The sequence below is a fragment of the Kitasatospora sp. NPDC058162 genome (genome assembly GCF_042884005.1).
Lineage (GTDB): Bacteria > Actinomycetota > Actinomycetes > Streptomycetales > Streptomycetaceae > Kitasatospora.
Genome location: NZ_JBHVUS010000009.1, coordinates 192,190 through 211,145 on the forward strand (window position 1 = coordinate 192,190; position 18,956 = coordinate 211,145).

Annotated in this window: 19 protein-coding genes and 4 tRNA genes; 17 read left to right on the forward strand and 6 right to left on the reverse strand. The window is 72.7% G+C overall.

Translation table 11 applies throughout. The features are described 5' to 3' along the window. Positions 1 to 3 precede the first annotated feature (3 nt). The 4 genes from ACFVXG_RS19975 to ACFVXG_RS19990 all read left to right on the forward strand — a co-directional run bounded on the left by ACFVXG_RS19975 (position 4) and on the right by ACFVXG_RS19990 (position 416). Positions 4 to 76, forward strand: a tRNA-Glu gene (locus tag ACFVXG_RS19975). Between the two features lie 27 nt (positions 77 to 103). Beyond that, positions 104 to 176 (forward strand) — tRNA-Glu (locus ACFVXG_RS19980). A gap of 26 nt (positions 177 to 202) precedes the next feature. Continuing rightward, a tRNA-Glu gene (locus ACFVXG_RS19985) sits at positions 203 to 275 on the forward strand. A 66-nt stretch (positions 276 to 341) separates the two neighbouring features. Then, positions 342 to 416, forward strand: a tRNA-Gln gene (locus ACFVXG_RS19990). Between the two features lie 171 nt (positions 417 to 587). Here the strand turns inward: ACFVXG_RS19990 and ACFVXG_RS19995 are convergent. Next, on the reverse strand, positions 588 to 1,301 hold the full coding sequence (locus ACFVXG_RS19995; protein WP_030306825.1) for an IclR family transcriptional regulator: 714 nt from the start codon (positions 1,299 to 1,301) through the stop codon (positions 588 to 590). A 230-nt stretch (positions 1,302 to 1,531) separates the two neighbouring features. Here ACFVXG_RS19995 and leuC point away from each other — a divergent pair, with 230 nt between their 5' ends. The 4 genes from leuC to ACFVXG_RS20015 all read left to right on the forward strand — a co-directional run bounded on the left by leuC (position 1,532) and on the right by ACFVXG_RS20015 (position 4,966). Beyond that, the gene (leuC, locus tag ACFVXG_RS20000; protein WP_387929223.1) at positions 1,532 to 2,953 is read left to right on the forward strand and encodes a 3-isopropylmalate dehydratase large subunit; all 1,422 of its coding nucleotides are present in this window, start codon (positions 1,532 to 1,534) and stop codon (positions 2,951 to 2,953) included. Positions 2,954 to 2,956: 3 nt separating this feature from the next. Then, entirely contained in the window at positions 2,957 to 3,553 is a 597-nt protein-coding gene (gene leuD / locus ACFVXG_RS20005; RefSeq protein WP_387929224.1) for a 3-isopropylmalate dehydratase small subunit, read from the forward strand. A 182-nt stretch (positions 3,554 to 3,735) separates the two neighbouring features. Beyond that, positions 3,736 to 4,086 (forward strand): hypothetical protein, encoded by a 351-nt coding sequence (locus ACFVXG_RS20010; RefSeq protein WP_387929226.1) that lies wholly within the window; start codon positions 3,736 to 3,738, stop codon positions 4,084 to 4,086. A 133-nt stretch (positions 4,087 to 4,219) separates the two neighbouring features. Next, positions 4,220 to 4,966 carry an HU family DNA-binding protein gene (locus tag ACFVXG_RS20015; protein WP_387929228.1) on the forward strand — a complete coding sequence of 249 codons (747 nt, stop codon included), beginning with the start codon at positions 4,220 to 4,222 and terminating at the stop codon, positions 4,964 to 4,966. Positions 4,967 to 5,208: 242 nt separating this feature from the next. Here the strand turns inward: ACFVXG_RS20015 and ACFVXG_RS20020 are convergent, their stop codons facing one another. Further along, positions 5,209 to 5,433 carry a hypothetical protein gene (locus tag ACFVXG_RS20020; RefSeq protein WP_188305669.1) on the reverse strand — a complete coding sequence of 75 codons (225 nt, stop codon included), beginning with the start codon at positions 5,431 to 5,433 and terminating at the stop codon, positions 5,209 to 5,211. Between the two features lie 38 nt (positions 5,434 to 5,471). Continuing rightward, positions 5,472 to 6,155, reverse strand: coding sequence for a 2-phospho-L-lactate guanylyltransferase (gene cofC, locus ACFVXG_RS20025; RefSeq protein WP_387929230.1), 684 nt, complete (start codon positions 6,153 to 6,155; stop codon positions 5,472 to 5,474). Positions 6,156 to 6,385: 230 nt separating this feature from the next. On the opposite strand from cofC, the gene ACFVXG_RS20030 reads away from it, so the two are divergent. From ACFVXG_RS20030 to ACFVXG_RS20040, 3 genes are all read left to right on the forward strand, one after another. Beyond that, positions 6,386 to 7,219, forward strand: coding sequence for a lysophospholipid acyltransferase family protein (locus ACFVXG_RS20030; RefSeq protein ID WP_387929232.1), 834 nt, complete (start codon positions 6,386 to 6,388; stop codon positions 7,217 to 7,219). 14 nt (positions 7,220 to 7,233) lie between these two features. Then, complete coding sequence (locus ACFVXG_RS20035) at positions 7,234 to 8,217, forward strand: NAD(P)H-dependent glycerol-3-phosphate dehydrogenase (protein ID WP_387929427.1); 984 nt, start codon at positions 7,234 to 7,236, stop codon at positions 8,215 to 8,217. A 146-nt stretch (positions 8,218 to 8,363) separates the two neighbouring features. Then, positions 8,364 to 9,509 carry a D-alanine--D-alanine ligase family protein gene (locus ACFVXG_RS20040; protein WP_387929233.1) on the forward strand — a complete coding sequence of 382 codons (1,146 nt, stop codon included), beginning with the start codon at positions 8,364 to 8,366 and terminating at the stop codon, positions 9,507 to 9,509. Between the two features lie 72 nt (positions 9,510 to 9,581). Here ACFVXG_RS20040 and ACFVXG_RS20045 read toward each other — a convergent pair whose 3' ends face one another. Together ACFVXG_RS20045 and ACFVXG_RS20050 are read right to left on the reverse strand one after the other, a co-directional pair. Next, a complete protein-coding gene (locus tag ACFVXG_RS20045) occupies positions 9,582 to 10,103 on the reverse strand; it encodes a DUF3515 domain-containing protein (RefSeq protein ID WP_387929234.1) in 522 nt (173 codons plus the stop codon). Positions 10,104 to 10,122: 19 nt separating this feature from the next. Beyond that, positions 10,123 to 10,356 (reverse strand): Lrp/AsnC ligand binding domain-containing protein, encoded by a 234-nt coding sequence (locus ACFVXG_RS20050; protein ID WP_350508243.1) that lies wholly within the window; start codon positions 10,354 to 10,356, stop codon positions 10,123 to 10,125. A gap of 227 nt (positions 10,357 to 10,583) precedes the next feature. On the opposite strand from ACFVXG_RS20050, the gene ACFVXG_RS20055 reads away from it, so the two are divergent. From ACFVXG_RS20055 to thiD, 3 genes are all read left to right on the forward strand, one after another. Then, complete coding sequence (locus tag ACFVXG_RS20055; RefSeq protein ID WP_350508244.1) at positions 10,584 to 11,549, forward strand: thiamine-phosphate kinase; 966 nt, start codon at positions 10,584 to 10,586, stop codon at positions 11,547 to 11,549. A 167-nt stretch (positions 11,550 to 11,716) separates the two neighbouring features. Beyond that, positions 11,717 to 12,742 (forward strand): ATP-dependent 6-phosphofructokinase, encoded by a 1,026-nt coding sequence (locus ACFVXG_RS20060; protein ID WP_387929236.1) that lies wholly within the window; start codon positions 11,717 to 11,719, stop codon positions 12,740 to 12,742. Positions 12,743 to 12,779: 37 nt separating this feature from the next. Beyond that, a complete protein-coding gene (gene thiD / locus ACFVXG_RS20065; RefSeq protein WP_387929238.1) occupies positions 12,780 to 13,577 on the forward strand; it encodes a bifunctional hydroxymethylpyrimidine kinase/phosphomethylpyrimidine kinase in 798 nt (265 codons plus the stop codon). Between the two features lie 172 nt (positions 13,578 to 13,749). On the opposite strand, the gene rpmB is transcribed toward thiD, so the two are convergent. Continuing rightward, the gene (gene rpmB, locus ACFVXG_RS20070; RefSeq protein WP_014138233.1) at positions 13,750 to 13,935 is read right to left on the reverse strand and encodes a 50S ribosomal protein L28; all 186 of its coding nucleotides are present in this window, start codon (positions 13,933 to 13,935) and stop codon (positions 13,750 to 13,752) included. Between the two features lie 281 nt (positions 13,936 to 14,216). On the opposite strand from rpmB, the gene ACFVXG_RS20075 reads away from it, so the two are divergent. The 3 genes from ACFVXG_RS20075 to ACFVXG_RS20085 all read left to right on the forward strand — a co-directional run bounded on the left by ACFVXG_RS20075 (position 14,217) and on the right by ACFVXG_RS20085 (position 18,758). After that, entirely contained in the window at positions 14,217 to 15,848 is a 1,632-nt protein-coding gene (locus ACFVXG_RS20075) for a DAK2 domain-containing protein (RefSeq protein ID WP_387929240.1), read from the forward strand. A 39-nt stretch (positions 15,849 to 15,887) separates the two neighbouring features. Then, positions 15,888 to 18,119 (forward strand): ATP-dependent DNA helicase RecG, encoded by a 2,232-nt coding sequence (recG, locus tag ACFVXG_RS20080; protein WP_387929242.1) that lies wholly within the window; start codon positions 15,888 to 15,890, stop codon positions 18,117 to 18,119. A gap of 105 nt (positions 18,120 to 18,224) precedes the next feature. Continuing rightward, positions 18,225 to 18,758 carry a hypothetical protein gene (locus ACFVXG_RS20085; protein WP_387929244.1) on the forward strand — a complete coding sequence of 178 codons (534 nt, stop codon included), beginning with the start codon at positions 18,225 to 18,227 and terminating at the stop codon, positions 18,756 to 18,758. Positions 18,759 to 18,956 lie beyond the last annotated feature (198 nt).

An 18,956-nucleotide genomic window follows, 5' to 3' on the forward strand; every position in this document is an offset into this window, starting at 1 on the left:
CAAGCCCCCGTTGTGTAGCGGCCTAGCACGCTGCCCTCTCACGGCAGTAGCGCCGGTTCGAATCCGGTCGGGGGTACTGATCCCGCAAGGGATCGCCTGGAAAGCCCCCGTTGTGTAGCGGCCTAGCACGCTGCCCTCTCACGGCAGTAGCGCCGGTTCGAATCCGGTCGGGGGTACTGATCCCGCAAGGGATCGCCAGGATGCCCCCGTTGTGTAGCGGCCTAGCACGCTGCCCTCTCACGGCAGTAGCGCCGGTTCGAATCCGGTCGGGGGTACTTCAGAGCAGGAAGCCGGTAGCTGTGTTCCTTTCAAGGACATGCCTATCGGCCCTTGCTTTGCGTTGGGGTATGGTGTAATTGGCAGCACGAGTGATTCTGGTTCATTTAGTCTAGGTTCGAGTCCTGGTACCCCAGCCAGAAATTGGAAAGGCCCCGCCCGGCGGGGTCTTTTTGTTTTTCCGCCGCACAGGCCACACGCAGGCATTCGAAGGGCCCCGCTCGATCCGAGCGGGGCCCTTTCGATTTCGGTGGGGGGTGGGGGAGTGGGGGTGGGGGAGTCGGGCGGGACGGGTGGGGGGTTCCGCCGGATCAGCTGCGGCGCAGCGCCTCGGTGAGCCGGTTCGCGGCCTCGATGATGGCCTGGGCGTGCAGCCGGCCCGGGTGGCGGGTCAGGCGCTCGATCGGGCCGGAGACGGAGACGGCGGCCACCACCCGGTTGGAGGGGCCGCGCACGGGGGCGGAGACGGACGCGACGCCCGGCTCCCGCTCGCCGATCGACTGGGCCCAGCCGCGGCGCCGCACGCCGCTCAGCGCGGTGGCGGTGAACCGGGCGCCCTGGAGGCCGCGGTGGAGCCGCTCGGGCTCCTCCCAGGCCAGCAGGACCTGGGCGGCCGAGCCGGCCTTCATCGGCAGGGTGCTGCCGACCGGGACGGTGTCCCGCAGGCCGGAGAGCCGCTCGGCGGCGGCTACGCAGATCCGCATCTCGCCCTGGCGGCGGTAGAGCTGTGCGCTCTCGCCGGTGACGTCGCGCAGGTGGGTCAGGACCGGGCCCGCGGTGGCGAGCAGCCGGTCCTCGCCCGCCGCGGCGGAGAGTTCGGAGAGACGGGGGCCGAGGATGAACCGCCCCTGCATGTCCCTGGTGACCAGACGGTGGTGTTCGAGTGCGACGGCGAGTCTGTGGGCCGTGGGGCGCGCCAGACCGGTGGCGGCGACCAGCCCCGCCAACGTGGCGGGGCCCGACTCCAGTGCGCTGAGCACCAGAGCGGCCTTGTCGAGAACGCCGACGCCGCTAGAGTTGTCCATGCCCTAAGACTGCAGTCTCATTCCGCGAGACGCAAGTTCAATCTTGCCGGAAAAGCGCCACTCTGGATGCAGCAGCCCGGGAGACATCCAGGATGGGGCCTCGTCAGAGTGTCCGCATCGTGGACAGCGATCCGGCGTGCAGGTCTCGCGAACGCGCTCCCCACGGGCGGGTGAGCAGTGACCTCGACGACACGAGAAGGCCGGCAACGCGGCCGGCTGGAGGGAATCCGATGGGACGGACACTCGCAGAGAAGGTCTGGGACGACCACGTCGTGCGGCGCGCGGAGGGCGAGCCCGACCTCCTGTTCATCGACCTGCACCTGCTCCACGAGGTGACCAGCCCGCAGGCCTTCGACGGGCTGCGACTGGCCGGCCGTACGGTCCGCCGCACCGATCTGACGATCGCCACCGAGGACCACAACACCCCGACCCTGGACATCGACAAGCCGATCGCCGACCCGGTCTCCCGGGTGCAGCTGGAGACGCTGCGCCGCAACGCGGCCGAGTTCGGCGTACGGATCCACTCGCTCGGCGACGTCGAGCAGGGCGTGGTGCACGTGGTCGGCCCCCAGCTCGGCCTGACCCAGCCCGGCACCACCGTGGTCTGCGGCGACTCCCACACCTCCACCCACGGCGCCTTCGGCGCGCTGGCGTTCGGCATCGGCACCAGCCAGGTCGAGCACGTGCTGGCCACCCAGACCCTGCCGCTGGCGCCGTTCCGGACCATGGCGGTCACCGTCGAGGGCGAACTGCCCGAGGGCGTCACGGCCAAGGACCTGATCCTGGCCGTCATCGCGAAGATCGGCACCGGCGGCGGCCAGGGCTACGTCCTGGAGTACCGCGGTTCGGCGATCCGGAGCCTGTCCATGGAGGCCCGGATGACCGTCTGCAACATGTCGATCGAGGCGGGTGCCCGGGCCGGCATGATCGCCCCGGACGACACCACCTTCGAGTACCTGAAGGGCCGCCCGCACGCCCCGCAGGGCGAGGACTGGGACGCCGCCGTCGAGTACTGGCGGACCCTGGCCACCGACGAGGACGCGGTCTTCGACCACGAGGTGTTCATCGACGCGAGCGCGCTCACCCCGTTCGTCACCTGGGGCACCAACCCCGGCCAGGGCGCCCCGCTCGGCTCCGACGTCCCGGACCCGGCGGACTTCGCCGACCCGCAGGAGCGCGCGGCCGCCGAGAACGCCCTCGCCTACATGGGCCTTGAGGCGGGCACCCCGCTGCGCGAGGTCGCCGTCGACGCCGTCTTCGTCGGCTCCTGCACCAACGGCCGGATCGAGGACCTGCGCGCCGCCGCCGCCGTCCTGGAGGGCCGCAAGGTCGCCGACCGGGTGCGGATGCTGGTCGTCCCCGGCTCCGTCCGGGTCGCCCTGCAGGCCGTCGAGGAGGGCCTGGACAAGGTGTTCACCGCCGCCGGGGCCGAATGGCGGCACGCCGGCTGCTCGATGTGCCTGGGCATGAACCCCGACCAGCTCGCCCCGGGGGAGCGCTGCGCCTCCACCTCGAACCGCAACTTCGAGGGCCGCCAGGGCAAGGGCGGGCGCACCCACCTGGTCTCCCCGCAGGTCGCCGCCGCGACCGCCGTCCTGGGCCGACTGGCCGCACCGTCCGACCTGACCGCCGACGTCGCCGTGGAGGCCTGAGCCATGGAGAAGTTCACCACCCACACCGGCCGGGCCGTCCCGCTGCGCCGCAGCAACGTGGACACCGACCAGATCATCCCGGCCCATTGGCTCAAGAAGGTCACCCGATCCGGTTTCGAGGACGGCCTGTTCGAAGCCTGGCGCAAGGACGAGTCGTTCGTCCTCAATCGGCCCGAGCACCGGGGCGCCACCGTCCTGGTGGCCGGCCCCGAGTTCGGCACCGGCTCCTCCCGCGAGCACGCCGTCTGGGCGCTGCAGAACTACGGCTTCCACGCAGTCATCTCCTCGCGCTTCGCCGACATCTTCCGCGGCAACTCGCTGAAGAACGGACTGCTGACCGTCGTACTGCCGCAGGAGGCCGTGGAGCGCCTCTGGTCGCTCACCGAGAGTGACCCTTCGGCCGAGATCACCGTTGATCTGGAGAAGCGGGAAGTCCGGGCCGAAGGAGTCCACGAGCCCTTCGAACTGGACGACAACGTCCGGTGGCGGCTGCTCAACGGCCTGGACGACATCAGCATCACCCTGCGGAACGAGGCCGACATCGCTGCCTACGAGGCGACCCGTCCGGCGTTCAAGCCCCGTACTCTGCCGGTCTCCTGAGTTCCCCTCAGAACAAGCATTCTGACGATCCACCGGATGGCCCGCGCTCCCCCTCGGGGGGGCCGGGCCATCCGGCGTTCCGGAGCACGAGTTAGCGCCGGGGCCTCCCCGGATTGCCCATTCGGCTTTGCGGAAGAGGGCCCCGCGCAAGTACAACTGCGGGTAGATGGCACAATCAGTACATGCACCGGCACCATGAACCTCCGTACGCGGGCGGCGAACCCGCGTCCGAGGAGTCCACGGGCCGGGGATCCGAACGCCGAATTGACGATCGGCCGGACGTCACCTCCGCAACACCAGCTGGGGCGCCGGACGACCAGGAAGTCGCAGCGCTCTACGCGCTTGTGGCCGAGCGGTTGAAGCAAGCTCACGCCCGCGTGCATGCGCTGAACGTGTCTGTCGATGCAAAGACCGCTCTCACCCGTCAACTGCTCATCGTCACGGAGACCGCCAAGCGCGATCTTCCGGAGGCGGCAAGGCGGTTGAGTCGCTTTGTACATGACCTCGACGAGGGGCACCCGCCCCGCGCCTGAGGTCGCGGACGCGCAAATCCATTGCGACACTAGGGTGATTCGCGCGTTTGGTAATTGAAAGTCCGCAGATACATACCTAACGTGCGAAAAGAACGGATGGAATCATCCGGCGCCCGTTTCCGAAGGGGAAGACGTGAACAAGGCTCAGCTTGTCGAAGCGGTGGCCGAGCAGCTGGGCGGTCGCAAGGCTGCCGCAGAGGCCGTCGACGCAGTGCTCGACACCATGGTCCGTGCCGTTGTGGCCGGTGACCGGGTTTCGGTCACCGGTTTCGGCACCTTCGAGAAGGTGGAGCGCTCCGCGCGCTTCGCCCGCAACCCGCAGACCGGCGAGCGGGTCAAGGTCAAGAAGACCTCGGTCCCCCGCTTCCGTCCGGGCCAGGGTTTCAAGGACCTGGTCAGCGGCAGCAAGAAGCTGCCGAAGGAAGGCCCCTCGGTGAAGAAGGCCCCCAAGGGCTCCCTCACCCCGGGCAAGACCGGTGTCGCCGCGACCCCGGCCGCCAAGCGTGCCGCCACCAAGCGCGCCGCCACCGCTGCCGCCGCCGCCCCGGCCGCCGCCAAGAAGGCCGCCGCCAAGAAGGCGACCACCACGGCTGCCGCCAAGAAGACCACGGCCACCGCCGCGAAGAAGGCGACCGCCACGGCCAAGAAGGCCACCACCACCGCCGCCGCCAAGAAGACCACGGCGACCGCGACCAAGGCCGCTGCGACCAAGGCCGCCGCGACCAAGAAGACGGCCGCCGCCAAGAAGGCGACCACCACGGCTGCCGCCAAGAAGACCACGGCCACCGCCAAGAAGGCGACCGCCACGGCCAAGAAGACGGCGCCGGCGAAGAAGACCGCCACCCGCAAGACCACCGCGCGCAAGACCTCCGCCAAGTAAGTCCCGCGCGACTGTCCTCGGACGGCCTTCGGCTCAGAGCCGCGGCACCCCCCCTTCCGCGAATTGCGGAGACCGGGTGGCCGCGGCTCTTTCGATTTCCGGGCGCTTAGTCAGGAATCCCCGGCAGCCGTCGCCCGGGCGCGGAATAGCGCGGGAGCGCCGGAGTTCCGGGAAGGTTTGTGGAGATCCGGGGAGGACGGTGCGGGCGGACCGGCGGGACGGTCAGCGGGCGTTGACGCCGGTCAGCGTCCGTCGGCCGGGTCGGGGAAGGTCTGCAGGGTCACGAAGACCACCCGGCGGGCCTCGCCGGCGCCCTCGGTGCGGATCCGCACCCGCTGGCCGGGACGCAGCAACAGCAGGCCGCCGGCGTCGAAGGCGGCCGCGTCGAACGGCACCGGGGTCCCGTCGTCGAGCAGCACGGAGCCGGCTCGGGTGGCGGGGTCGAAGGTGAACGCGGTGGCCTGCATGCCAGCAGCATAGCGAGCGGGCCCGCCGGGCCCGCTGGTCAGGAGCGGTCCAGGCGGGCGAACAGCGCACTGGTGTACGGGCCGAGGCCGAGCGTCGCGGCCTCGCCGAGGTCGGCGCCGGTGTCGACGTCCCGGCGCACCGACTCCACGTCCGCCAGGCGCAGTTCGAGCGCCCCGCCGGCCGCGTGCCGGGCCCGAGAGCCGTCCCCGAACGCGGGGGCGAGCGGACGGCCGGGGCCGCTGGCGAGCAGGGTGGTGCCCAGGCCGGGGGAGTCCGGCAGGAAGGCCCGGCCGTCCGACGGCACCGCGCCCAGCACCCGGGCGAGTTCGGCCGGGCGCAGGGCCGGCAGGTCCGCCGAGAGGGCGGCCAGCGGCGTCCCCGGGGCGAGCGCCAGGGCGGCCGAGGCGCCGTGCGCCAGCGCCCGGTTGAGGCCGCCGCCGGGCTCGTCGGCGACCACCACGGCGCCGAGCTCGGCCAACCGGGCACCGGCGGTGGCGTCCGGGGTGACCACCAGGACGCGCGAGACGCCCGGGGTGGCCAGCGCGGCGGTGACCGTGTCGAGCGCGAAGGACAGGGCCAGCGCGGCCCGGTGCGGGCCCGCGTACGGGGCCAGTCGGCTCTTCGCGAGGGCGAGCGGCTTGAGCGGCAGCACCAGCGACCAGTCGGCGGCGGGTGCGGCGGGCGCGACGGGCCCGCTGGGGCGTACGGTGTCCTGGGTCATCGGCGTCATTGTGACGCCGGTCCCGGAGCCCTCGCCAGGCCGTCCGAGCTGTGCGGACGTGCGTTTGATCACGCCCGCCCGGCGGGTTGGCGCGGCCGCTCGACAGCCGGTGAGCAGGCGGGCGACACTGTTCCGCGCCCGCGCGCCGGGCCCCGGTCGCAGCCGTGCGCGGCACCGGGAGGCTATGACCGCGGCACCCCACGTGCCGCATCGGATGAGAAGGAGCTGGGGTGGCTCGCCGCTCGTACGCCAAGTTCGGCAACGCCGACTACGGCATCTGGTACCGCTTCGCGGCCGTGCTGGTGAAGCCGGTGACGACCGCGCTGGTGAAGCCCGACTGGCGGGGCTGGGAGCACATTCCCGAGAAGGGCGGCTTCATCGCCGCCGTGAACCACAACTCGATCATCGACCCGGTGATCTACGCGCACTGGCAGTACAACAGCGGGCGACCGCCGCGGATCCTCGGCAAGTCCTCGCTGTTCTCGATCCCCTTCATCGGGTTCATGCTGCGCAAGACCGGCCAGATCCCGGTGTTCCGGGAGTCCACCGACGCCGCGCAGGCCTTCCGGGCCGCGATCGACGCCGTCAACAACGGGCAGTGCGTGCAGTTCTACCCGGAGGGAACGCTCACCCGGGACCCGGACCTGTGGCCGATGACCGGCAAGAACGGGGTCGCCCGGGTCGCGCTGATGACCGGTGCGCCGGTCATCCCGGTCGCGCACTGGGGCGCCCACGAGATCATCCCGCCGTACGGCCGGGCCGGTTTCGGCAAGGGCAAGTTCAACCTGTTCCCGCGGCACCGGGTGACCGTGGCGGCCGGGCCCGCCGTGGACCTCAGCAAGTACGCGGGCATGGAGCTCACCGCCCAGGTGCTCAACGACGCGACCGAGGACATCATGGCGGCGATCACCGACGTGCTGGCCGGGGTCCGCGGCGAGGAGCCGCCGGCCGAGCGCTACGACATGCGCAAGGCCGCCCGCGAGCGGGCCGCCGCCGCGGTGGCCGAACGCCGCCGCGCCAAGGGCGGCCGGAAGAGCAACGACGAAGAGGGGACGGGCCGGTGACCCGCTGCGCCGTGATGGGGACGGGCTCCTGGGGCACCGCGTTCGCGATGGTGCTGGCCGACGCGGGCTGCGAGGTCGTGCTGTGGGCCCGCCGCCAGGAGCTGGTGGACGCCGTCAACACCACCCACGAGAACCCGGACTACCTGCCGGGCGTCCGGCTGCCCGACGGAGTCCGGGCCACCACCGACGCCGCCGAGGCGCTGGCCGGCGCCGACTTCGCGGTGCTGGTGGTGCCCTCGCAGACGCTGCGCGACAACCTGGCCGCCTGGGCGCCGCTGATCGAGCCGCAGACCGTGCTGGTCAGCCTGATGAAGGGCATCGAGCTCGGCACCGCGAAGCGGATGAGCGAGGTCATCGACGAGGTCACCAAGGTCGGCCCGGAGCGGGTCGCCGTGGTCAGCGGACCCAACCTGGCCAAGGAGATCGCCAACCGGCAGCCCGCCGCCAGCGTGGTCGCCTGCACCGACGAGGCGGTCGCCAAGCGGCTCCAGGCCGCCTGCCACACGCCGTACTTCCGCCCGTACACCAACACCGACGTGATCGGCTGCGAACTCGGCGGCGCGGTCAAGAACGTGATCGGCCTGGCCGTCGGCATGGCGGCCGGGATGGGGCTCGGCGACAACACCAAGGCGACCCTGATCACCCGCGGGCTGGCCGAGACCACCCGGCTCGGCGAGGTGCTGGGCGCCGACCCGCACACCTTCGCGGGGCTGGCCGGGATGGGCGACCTGGTCGCCACCTGCTCCTCGCCGCTGTCGCGCAACAACACCTTCGGGATGAACCTGGGCCGGGGCATGTCGCTGGCCGAGACCATCGCGGCCACCCGGCAGACCGCGGAGGGCGTCAAGTCCTGCGAGTCGGTGCTGGACCTGGCCCGGCGCAGCGGGGTCGACATGCCGATCGTCGAGGCGGTGGTGGACGTGGTGCACAACGGGCGGCCCACCCAGGAGGCGCTGCAGGTGCTGATGTCCCGCTCGGCCAAGGCGGAGCGGCGCTGAGGCACGGCCCGTCCGGTGCCGTGTCGGTGCCGTGCGAGGTACCGTGCCTGGTGCCGTGCCCGGTGCCGTGCGCGGTGCCGTGCGCGGACATTCCGGGCTGGCGTTGACTTCCCGGAAACACCTCGCACGGTAGTCTCAAACCCGATATGAGCATCGAACAGACCTCCCCGAACCCGTCCGCCCCGAAGCCGCGCGTGGCGCTGGTCTTCGGCGGGCGCAGCTCCGAGCACGCGATCTCGGTCTCCACCGCGGGCAGCGTTCTCCGGGCGATCGACCGTGACAAGTACGACGTGCTGCCGATCGGCATCACCCACGAGGGCCGCTGGGCGCTGACCAGCGACGAGCCGGCCCGGATGGCCATCACCGACGGCAGGCTGCCGGACGTGGCCCACGTCGCCGAGGCCGTCGACGGGCAGGTCGCGCTGCCGGTCTCACCGGGCAACCGGGAGGTGCTGCTAAGCGCGCCGGGAAGCGCCCCCAAGGCCCTCGGCGAGGTCGACGTGGTGTTCCCGCTGCTGCACGGCCCGTGGGGCGAGGACGGCACCCTCCAGGGCCTGCTGGAGCTCTCCGGCGTCCCGTACGTCGGCAACGGCGTGCTGGCCAGCGCGGCCGGCATGGACAAGGAGTTCGCCAAGCGGATCCTGGCCTCGCACGGCCTGGGCGTCGGCCACTACACGATCGTGCGGCCGCGCGACTGGGAGACCGAGCAGGGCCGCGCCGCGGTGCGCGAGCGGGTCGCCGAACTCGGCCTGCCGGTGTTCGTGAAGCCCTGCCGGGCCGGCTCCAGCATCGGCATCACCAAGGTCCGTGACCTGGCCGAGCTGGACGCCGCGATCGAGGAGGCCCGCCGGCACGACCCCAAGCTGATCATCGAGGCGGGCGTGTCCGGCCGCGAGATCGAGTGCGGCGTGCTGGAGTTCGAGGACGGCCCGCGGGCCAGCGTCCCGGCCGAGGTGCTGGTCGGCGAGGGCTTCGACTTCTACGACTTCGAGGCCAAGTACATCGACTCCTCCGAGGTGCGGATCCCGGCCGAGCTGACCGCCGAGGAGGTCGCGGAGATCCAGCGCCAGGCGGTGGCCGCGTTCGAGGCCTTCGGCTGCGAGGGCCTGGCCCGGGTCGACTTCTTCCTGCTGGAGGACGGCAGCTGGATGATCAACGAGATCAACACCATGCCGGGCTTCACCCCGATCTCCGCCTACCCGAAGATGTGGGAGGCCAGCGGGGTCTCGTACGCGGAGCTGATCGACCGGCTGCTGCAGACCGCGCTGCGCCGCTCGACCGGGCTGCGGTAGCTGGCCCGTAGGCGTGAAAGGGGCGGGCCGGAGGCTTTCCGGCCCGCCCTGTGTGACTCTCGGGGCGGGGGTTCAGCCCGGGACGTTGGCCTTCACCGCGTCGGTCAGGGCGGCCGCCGGGTCGAAGGGGTTCTGCGCGGCGCCGGCCGGGACGGTCACCTCGACGTAGGCGGCGCGCATGGTCGTCACGAAGCGGTAGCCGCCGTCGGTGAGCTTCTGCGACCACCAGGTGACGTCGTCGACGGTCGGCGACCAGTCCTTGGCGTGCTCGCCGTCCAGCTCGTCCGGCCGGTCGATGCCGCAGCGCAGCACCACCCGGGGCGAGTCGCCCCAGGCGGCCACGTACGGCGAGGCCGGCGAAGGGTCCCGGCGGGCCCGGCCGAGCAACTCCCGGGGCAGCGCGGTGCCCAGCGCCCGGCAGTAGTCCGCGGCCTTCCCGCTCGGCTGCGGCGCCTCCACCGCGGGGTCGTCGGCCGAACTCCAACTGCCGATCAGCACCACCACGGTGCAGGTCAGTGCGACGGGTGCGGCCAGCCAGCGGACCGGCGCGGGAAGCGCCGTCAGCGCCTCGGGGATGCGGAGTTCTCTGGCCACCCGCCGATGGTAGCCGGGCTCAGAGGTGGACCACCGGACAGGTGAGGGTACGGGTGATGCCCTCCACCTTCTGGATGTTGGCGACCACCATGCGGCCCAGGTCGTCCATGGTCTCGGCCTCGGCCTTGACGATCACGTCGTACGGGCCCGTGACGTCCTCGGCGGTGAGCACTCCGGGGATCTTGCCGATGGTGTCGGCCACGGCGCTGGCCTTGCCGACGCCGGTCTGGATCAGGATGTATGCGTGTACCACGGGGGCCTCCCGGCGGCTGCTCTACGGGGATCGCCGCCGTGATCGCCCGGTCTGGCGCAGGGGTGGATGCGGGCTCACCGGCAGGCTGATCACCACGCTACCGCGCAGCGGGCCGGGGAGGGGAGACTTCGGCACCCCCGGAAGGGCGTACGCTGCGCGCGGGGGAGCGACGGGGACTGGATTCCGGATGGCGGCGCCATCCGGGAAGGTAAGGCGAGAGGACGCAGATGCAGGGGACCGTGGGCGAGCTCGGCGAGTTCGGCCTCATCAGGGAGCTGACCGCGCGGGTACCGCTCACCGACGCGGTCGACCTCGGCCCCGGGGACGACGCCGCGGTGGTGAAGGCCCCGGACGGCCGGGTGGTGGCCACCACGGACGTCCTGATCGAGAACCGGCACTTCCGCCGGGACTGGTCCACCGCTTACGACGTGGGCCGCAAGGCCGCCGCCCAGAACCTCGCCGACGTGGCCGCGATGGGCGCGGTGCCGACCGCGATACTGCTCGGGCTGGTCACCCCCGCCGACCTGCCGACCACCTGGGCCACCGAGCTGATGGACGGGCTGCGCGACGAGTGCCAGGTCGCCGGGGCGACGGTGGTCGGCGGCGACGTGGTGCGCGGCGACACCGTCATGCTGGCGATCACGGCGCTCGGCGACCTCCAGGGGCGCGCGGCGGTGACGCGCTCCGGCGCCCAGGTCGGCGACGTGATCGCGGTGTGCGGCTGGCTTGGCTGGTCCGCGGCCGGACTGACGGTGCTGCAACGAGGCTTCCGCTCCCCGCGGGCCTTCGTCGAGGCGCACCGCCGGCCCGAGCCGCCGTACCACGCGGGCCCGGCCGCGGCCGAGTTGGGCGCGACCTCGATGATCGACGTGAGCGACGGGCTGGTCGCCGACCTCGGCCACGTGGCGCGGGCCAGCGAGGTGGACATCGACCTCAAGGCCGCCGACTTCGACGTCCCGGCGCAGATGGCCGACATCGGCCAGGCGGTCGGGGTGGACCCGTTGGTCTGGGTGCTGTCCGGCGGGGAGGACCACGCGATCGTGGCGACCTTCCCGCGCGGGGTCCAACTCCCGTCCCGCTGGCGGGTGGTGGGCGAGGTGACCGGTCGCCCGCGGGGTTCGCGCAGCGGCCGGGTGACGGTGGACGGAGCGCCCTGGGACCGGGTCGGCGGCTGGGACCACTTCGCCGAGTGAGGTACGGAGTACGGCCGATGGGGCGTGGACGCCGGTACGGCGCGTAACGCTCCGGACGTGCGGCGGACGGGCTTCACGGGTGCGTTTTGCGTAGGCTTGCGGCATCCGAGCCCGCCCGCCGCCGTGCGCGGGTGGTCCGAACCACGGCGAGCGGGAGCACCCCACAGATGCGCATCGGTGTCCTGACCAGCGGCGGCGACTGCCCCGGTCTCAACGCGGTGATCCGCTCGGTGGTGCACCGGGGCACGGACGTCCACGGCGACGAGATCGTGGGCATCGAGGACGGCTTCCTCGGCCTGATCGAGGGCCGCGCCCGGCCGGTCTCGCACGACGACGTCACCGGTCTGCTCACCCTCGGCGGCACCATCCTGGGCTCGGCCCGGGTGCGGCGCGAGCGGATCGCCTGGGCGGTGGAGAACGCCAAGACGCTCGCCCGGGACATCGGCATCGACGCGCTGATCGCGATCGGCGGCGAGGGGACGCTCACCGCCGCCAAGCAGTTCAGCGACGCCGGACTGCCGGTGGTCGGGGTGCCCAAGACCATCGACAACGACATCGACGCCACCGACGTCACCTTCGGCTTCGACACCGCGGTGCACGTGGCGACCGAGGCGATCGACCGGCTGAAGACCACTGCGGAGTCCCACCAGCGCGTCATGGTGGTGGAGTTGATGGGCCGTCACACCGGCTGGATCACCCTCACCGCGGGCATGGCCGGCGGCGCCCACGGCATCCTCATCCCGGAGAAGCCCTTCGACATCGAGGCGGTGGCCCGGATGGTCGAGGACCGCTTCGCCCGCGGCAAGAAGTTCGCCATCATCGCCGTCGCCGAGGGCGCCGCCCCGATGCCCGGCACCATGCGCTTCGACCACGGCGAGGTCGACCAGTACGGCCACCGGACCTTCGGCGGGATCGGCAACCGGCTCGCCCACGAGCTGGAGAACCTGCTCGGCAAGGAGGCCCGCCCGGTCATCCTCGGCCACACCCAGCGCGGCGGCACCCCGACCGCCCGGGACCGGGTGCTCGCCACCCGCTTCGGCTGGCACGCGGTGGAGGCCGTCCACCTGGGCGCGTTCGGGCACTTCACCGCGCTGCGCCGGAGCGACATCGCACTGGTGCCGATCGGCGACGCGGTGACCAGGCTGAAGACGGTGCCGGAGGACCGCTGGGCGGAATCGGAAGCGGTGCTCTGAAGGCGGTGCCCCGAACGCGCGCGGGTAGGTTGGGGCCATGGTTTCGACTGCCCCTCCCCGCGTCCTCACCGTCGCCGGCTCCGACTCCGGCGGCGGCGCCGGCATCCAGGCCGACCTCAAGGCGATGCTCGCCCTCGGCGTCCACGGCATGAGCGTGATCACCGCCGTCACCGCGCAGAACTCGCTCGGCGTCCAGGGCTACTGGGAACTGCCCGCCGAAGCCGTCCGGGCCCAGTTCCGCAGCGTGGTGGACGACATCGGGGTGCAGGCCGTGAAGACCGGCATGCTCGCCTCGATCGAACTGGTCGAGACGGTCGCCGAACTGCTCACCGGGGTGGACGCCCCGGTGGTGGTCGACCCGGTCGGGGTCTCCAAGCACGGGGACGCGCTGCTGGCCGCCGAGGCGGTCGCCACCGTCCGCGAGCGGCTGCTGCCGGTCGCCACCGTGGTCACCCCCAATCTGCACGAGGTGACGCAGCTCACCGGCCGGACCGTCGAGGACGAGTCGCAGATGCTGGCCGCGGCCGAGGCGCTGCTCGACCTCGGGCCGCGCTGGGTGCTGGTCAAGGGCGGCCACCTGGAGGGCGAGGCCGCCGACCTGTTGTACGGCGGGCCCGGCGAGGTGCACTGGTACCGCGCTCCGCGCTACGACAACCGGCACACCCACGGCACCGGCTGCACCCTGGCCAGCTCGATCGCGGCCGGCCTGGCCAAGGGCGAGTCGGTGCCCGAGGCGGTGGGCACGGCCAAGGAGTACATCACCGGCGCGATCGCCGGGGGCTTCGCGCTGGGCGCCGGGATCGGACCGGTCGACCACGCCTGGCGCTGGCGCTGAGCCCCGCCCGGCCCGGAACGCGATGATGGGCGGGTTCCCTGGGGAACCCGCCCATCATCGGTGCGTCCGGAAAGCCAGACCGGTCCCGGAACGGTGAAGTCCCGGAAACAGCGAAGCCGGCTCATCCGGGGATGAACCGACTCACTGGAGGACCGGCATGCCGGTCTGCGCGTCAGCGCGAGACCTTACCGGCCTTGATGCACGAGGTGCAGACGTTGAGCCGCTTCGGCGTACGCCCAATCACAGCGCGCACCGTCTGGATGTTGGGGTTCCAACGACGGGGGGTACGGCGGTGAGAGTGGGAGATGCTGTTGCCGAAGCCCGGCCCCTTGCCGCAGACGTCGCAGTTGGCAGCCACAGGAGTCACTCCAAGACTTCAGATCAGATACTTTCGAAAACCCACTCACCCACCAGAACACTCGCGTGCACCGGACCGGACAAGGGGGTGAGCCTGGACGGTTCCAGGCAACCGGAAGAGCATACAACGCTTGCTTCCGTCCCACGAAACTACCATGACCGGCCAGGTGATCGCTCCGGTCGGCAGCCCCGGCGGCCCTCCCCGGGCCCCGATAACCTGCCGGTATCACCCCTCGCCGCCGCCCCCGGGCCAGGTCGGCGTCCCGTTCCGGAGGAGACCTGGTGCTGCACACGCTCGACGCCCCGGCCGTGCGCACCTGGTGCCAGCTCGCCCTGCGCGCGCTCGGCCAGGCGCGTGAGGAGATCGACGCGCTCAACGTGTACCCCGTCCCGGACGGCGACACCGGCACCAACCTCTACCTGACCGTCGAGTCCGCCGCCGCCGAGGTGGAGAGCCGCTTCGCCGACCCCGCCGCCGGACCGGCGCCCGGGCTGGCCGACGCCGTCCGGGCGATGGCCCGCGGCGCGCTGATCGGCGCCCGCGGCAACTCCGGGGTGATCCTCGCCCAGTGGCTGCGCGGCACCGCCGAGACGCTCGCCGAGGGCGGCGGTGCCGAACAGCTGCGGGCCGCCCTGCTGCGCGCCGCCGACTCCGCCTACCAGGCCGTCGCGGAGCCCGTCGAGGGCACCCTGCTCACCGTCGCCCGGGTCGCCGCCCGCGAGGCGGTCCGGGCCGGGGACGGCCTCGCCCAGGTCGCCGACACCGCCCACCGGGCCGCCCGGGACGCGCTGCGGCACACCCCCGAGCAGCTCGCCGTGCTGGCCGAGAACGGGGTGGTGGACGCCGGCGGGCGCGGCCTGGTGGCCGTCCTCGGCGCGCTCGCCGACGCCGTCGCCGGGCAGCAGCCGATGGGGCCGGTCGCGCTGCGCGGGGACGTCCGGGCGGTGGAGAGCTGCGAGGTGCACCTGCGCCCGCCCGGCCCGGGCCACCCCGCCTTCGAGGTCATCTACCTGCTGGACGCGCCGGACGAGGCGCTGCCCGCCCTGCGCGAGCGGCTCGGCGGGCTCGGCGACTCACTGGTGATCGGCGGCGGCGACGGCCTGTGGAACGTGCACGTCCACGTGGACGACGCGGGCGCCGCCGTGGAGGCCGGGGTCGGGGCCGGGCGCCCGCACCAGATCCGGATCACCCACTTCGCCGAGGCCGCCGCCCGGGCCGGCACCGCCGCCGAGCGCGGCGAGCGCGAGGAGCGGGCCCGGGCGGTGCTCTCCGTGGTGTCCGGCGACGGGCTGGCCGAGCTGTGCGAGCAGGCCGGCGCCGTCGTCCTGCACGCCGACCCGGACCGCCGCCCGGCCAGCGCCGAACTCGCCGACGCCGTCCGCGGCTCGGCCGCCCGCGAGGTGGTGCTGCTGCTCAACGACCCCGAACTGCGCGCCGCCGCCGGGGCCGCCGCCGACCAGCTGCGCGAGGAGGGGGTGCGGATCGCCGTGCTGCCCACCCGCTCGCCGGTGCAGGGCCTCGCCGCCCTCGCGGTGCACGAGGGCGGCCGCCGCTTCGACGAGGACGTGGTCGCCATGACCTCCGCCGCCGGGGCCACCCGCTACGCCGAACTCGCCGTCGCCGAGGGGGAGTCCTGGACCATGGCCGGGGTCTGCCAGGCCGGCGACGTGCTCGGGCTGATCGACGGGGACGTCGCGGTGATCGGCGCCGGACTGGCCGAGGTCGGCGAGAGCGTGCTCGACCGGATGCTCGGCGCGGGCGGCGAACTCGTCACCCTGATCCTCGGCGAGGGCGCCGACCGGGCGCTCGCCGACCGGCTGGTGGCGCACGTCCGCCAGCAGCGGCCGGAGGTGGACTCGGTGGTCTTCCACGGCGGCCAGGAGTTCACGCCGCTGCTCATCGGGGTGGAGTAGGGCCACCCTTGTCGGTGCCTTGGTGTAAACAAGGGCCTGATGGGCGCTCTCGATGAACCACTGACCAAACTCGTCGGCGACCGCACCGCGAAGGTGCTCGCCGACAGCCTCAAGCTGCGCACGGTCGGGGACCTGCTGCACCACTACCCGCGCCGCTACGTCGAGCGCGGCCAGCTCACCAGCCTGGACGAGCTGGAGGTCGACGAGCACGTCACCGTGCTGGCCCGGATCGAGAAGGTCACCCTGATCCCGTTCCGCGGCCGCAAGGGCGACCGGCTGGAGGTGGTCGTCACCGACGGCCGCAGCCGGCTCTCGCTGGTCTTCTTCAACCAGGGCTGGCGGCAGAAGGAGCTCAAGGCCGGCGCCCAGGGCCTGTTCGCGGGCAAGGTCGGCGTCTTCAACCGCAGCCGCCAGCTGGTCTCGCCCGACTACCAGCTGCTCGACGAGGAAGCCGGCTCCGACGCGGCGAAGCAGTTCGCCGGCCGGCTCATCCCGGTGTACGGCGCCAGCGCCCAGATGCCCAGCTGGAAGCTGTCCATCTGTATCGAGACCGCGCTCACCAAGCACCTCGGCGACGTCGGCGAACCGCTGCCCGCCGAACTGCGCGAGCGCCACGACCTGATCCCGCTGCCCGAGGCGCTGGAGCTGATCCACCGCCCGCGCAGCCAGGCCGACCGCGAGCGCGCCCAGAGCCGGCTGCGCTGGGACGAGGCCTTCGTCCTCCAGGTCGCCCTCGCCCAGCGCCGGGCCGCCGACTCCGCGCTGCCGGCCAAGCCCCGGGTGGCCCGTACCGGCGGGCTGCTGGACGCCTTCGACGCCCGGCTGCCGTTCACCCTCACCGAGGGCCAGCAGAAGGTGTCCGCCGAGATCGCCGCCGACCTGGCCACCGAGCACCCGATGCACCGGCTGCTCCAGGGCGAGGTCGGCTCCGGCAAGACCCTGGTGGCGCTGCGCGCCATGCTCGCCGTGGTGGACGCGGGAGGCCAGGCCGTGCTGCTCGCGCCCACCGAGGTGCTGGCCCAGCAGCACCACCGCTCGATCGTCGAGATGATGGGCGACCTCGCCGAGGGCGGGATGCTCGGCGGCTCCGAGCACGCCACCCGGGTGGTGCTGCTGACCGGCTCGATGGGCACCGCCGCCCGCCGCCAGGCGATGCTGGACATGGCCTGCGGGGACGCCGGGCTCGCCATCGGCACCCACGCGCTGATCGAGGACAAGGTCCAGTTCCAGGACCTCGGCCTGGTCGTGGTGGACGAGCAGCACCGCTTCGGCGTCGAGCAGCGGGACGCGCTGCGCGCCAAGGGCGAGCAGCCGCCGCACCTGCTGGTGATGACCGCCACCCCGATCCCGCGCACCGTCGCGATGACCGTCTTCGGGGACTTGGAGACCTCCGTCCTGGACCAGCTCCCGGCCGGCCGCTCGCCGATCTCCACCCATGTCGTCCCCGCACTGGAGAAGCCCAACTTCCTCACCCGGGCCTGGGAGCGGGTCCGCGAGGAGGTCGGCAAGGGCCACCAGGCGTACGTGGTCTGCCCCCGGATCGGGGACGAGGAGTCAGCCGCCGACCCGAAGGCCGCGAAGAAGCGGCGCAAGGCGGCCGAGGAGGACTTCGAGGAGGTCGGCGACGCCGACTCCGGTGCCGGGAGCGACGAACGGCGGCCCCCGCTCTCGGTGGTGGAGACCGCCGAGAAGCTGGTGAAGGGCCCGCTGGCCGGACTGCGGGTGGAGATCCTGCACGGCCGGCTCGCCCCCGAGGCCAAGGACGACGTGATGCGCCGGTTCGCCGCCGGGGAGGTGGACGTGCTGGTCGCCACCACGGTCATCGAGGTCGGCGTCAACGTCCCCAACTCCACCGCGATGGTCATCATGGACGCCGACCGCTTCGGTGTCTCCCAGCTCCACCAGCTGCGCGGCCGGGTCGGCCGGGGCAGCGCGGCGGGCCTGTGCCTGCTGGTCAGCGAGATGCCCGGCGGCACCGCGGCCCGGGCCCGGCTGGACGCGGTGGCCGGCACCCTGGACGGCTTCGAGCTGTCCCGGATCGACCTCGAACAGCGCCGCGAGGGCGATGTGCTGGGCCAGGCGCAGTCCGGGGTGAAGTCCTCGCTCAAGGTGCTGTCGGTGCTGGAGGACGAGGAGGTCATCCTGACCGCCCGGACCGAGGCCACCCGGCTGGTCGCCGAGGACCCGGAGCTGGCCGCCCACCCGGAGCTGCGCACCGCGCTGGAGAGCCTGATCGACGAGGACCGCGCGGCCTACATGGAGAAGGGCTGAGCGGGCCCTCGGCCGAGCCGGATTGTCAGACCCCCGGGAGAGAATGTAGTTGTTCAGGGCGCACCCCCAAGGTGCGTTCCTGGCACGACACTTGGGGGTCCTGCCATGGCATTCCGTCATCTCAACGAGCTCCCGCTGGGCGACAAGGTCTTCCGGATCGAACTCGCCAGCGACGACGACCGCGAGGTCACCCTGACCCTCACCGGCTGGCGCGAGGGGGCGGCCGCCGCACCGCTCGCCTCGGGCAAGCTCCGCCTGCCGGTCGAGGACGTCGCCTCGCTGCGGATCGCGCTCAACCGCGCGCTGCGGGCGCTGGCGATCGTCGCCGATGTCGCCGAGCCCATCCCCGACCGTGACGTGCTGCGCGAGCTGTACCCCGGCCACGGCGCCCCGTGGGTGCCGCAGCACGAGGAGGAGCTGGTCCGGCGCTTCCACGACGGCGAGACCGTCGCCCGGATCGCCGCCCGCTTCGGCCGCACGCCCGACTCCGTCCGGACCAAGCTGCGCGAGCTCGGGCACGACCCGCGCCGCCCCGAGTTCTGCCCGCCCGACGGCTGCCTGTCCTGGTCCCGCTACGCCTCGCCGGCCCTGCTCGGCGCGGCGGTCCCGAGCCAGGCCGCGGGTTCCGAGGCGAGCTAGCCGCACTGCCCCCGGGGCCCCGCCGACCCGTCGGCGGGGCCCCTGCTGTTATTCGCCCGCTCGCCTCCGGGGCGCTCTGACCCGGTGCCGACGGTCGTCGCTCCGGCGCTCGTTCCTCGCTTGTCGCTCCTCGCTTTCGGCACCGGCGCGCCCCTTCGGCTCGGGGCGGGGGTCGCCCGCTCGCCGCCGGGGCGGGAT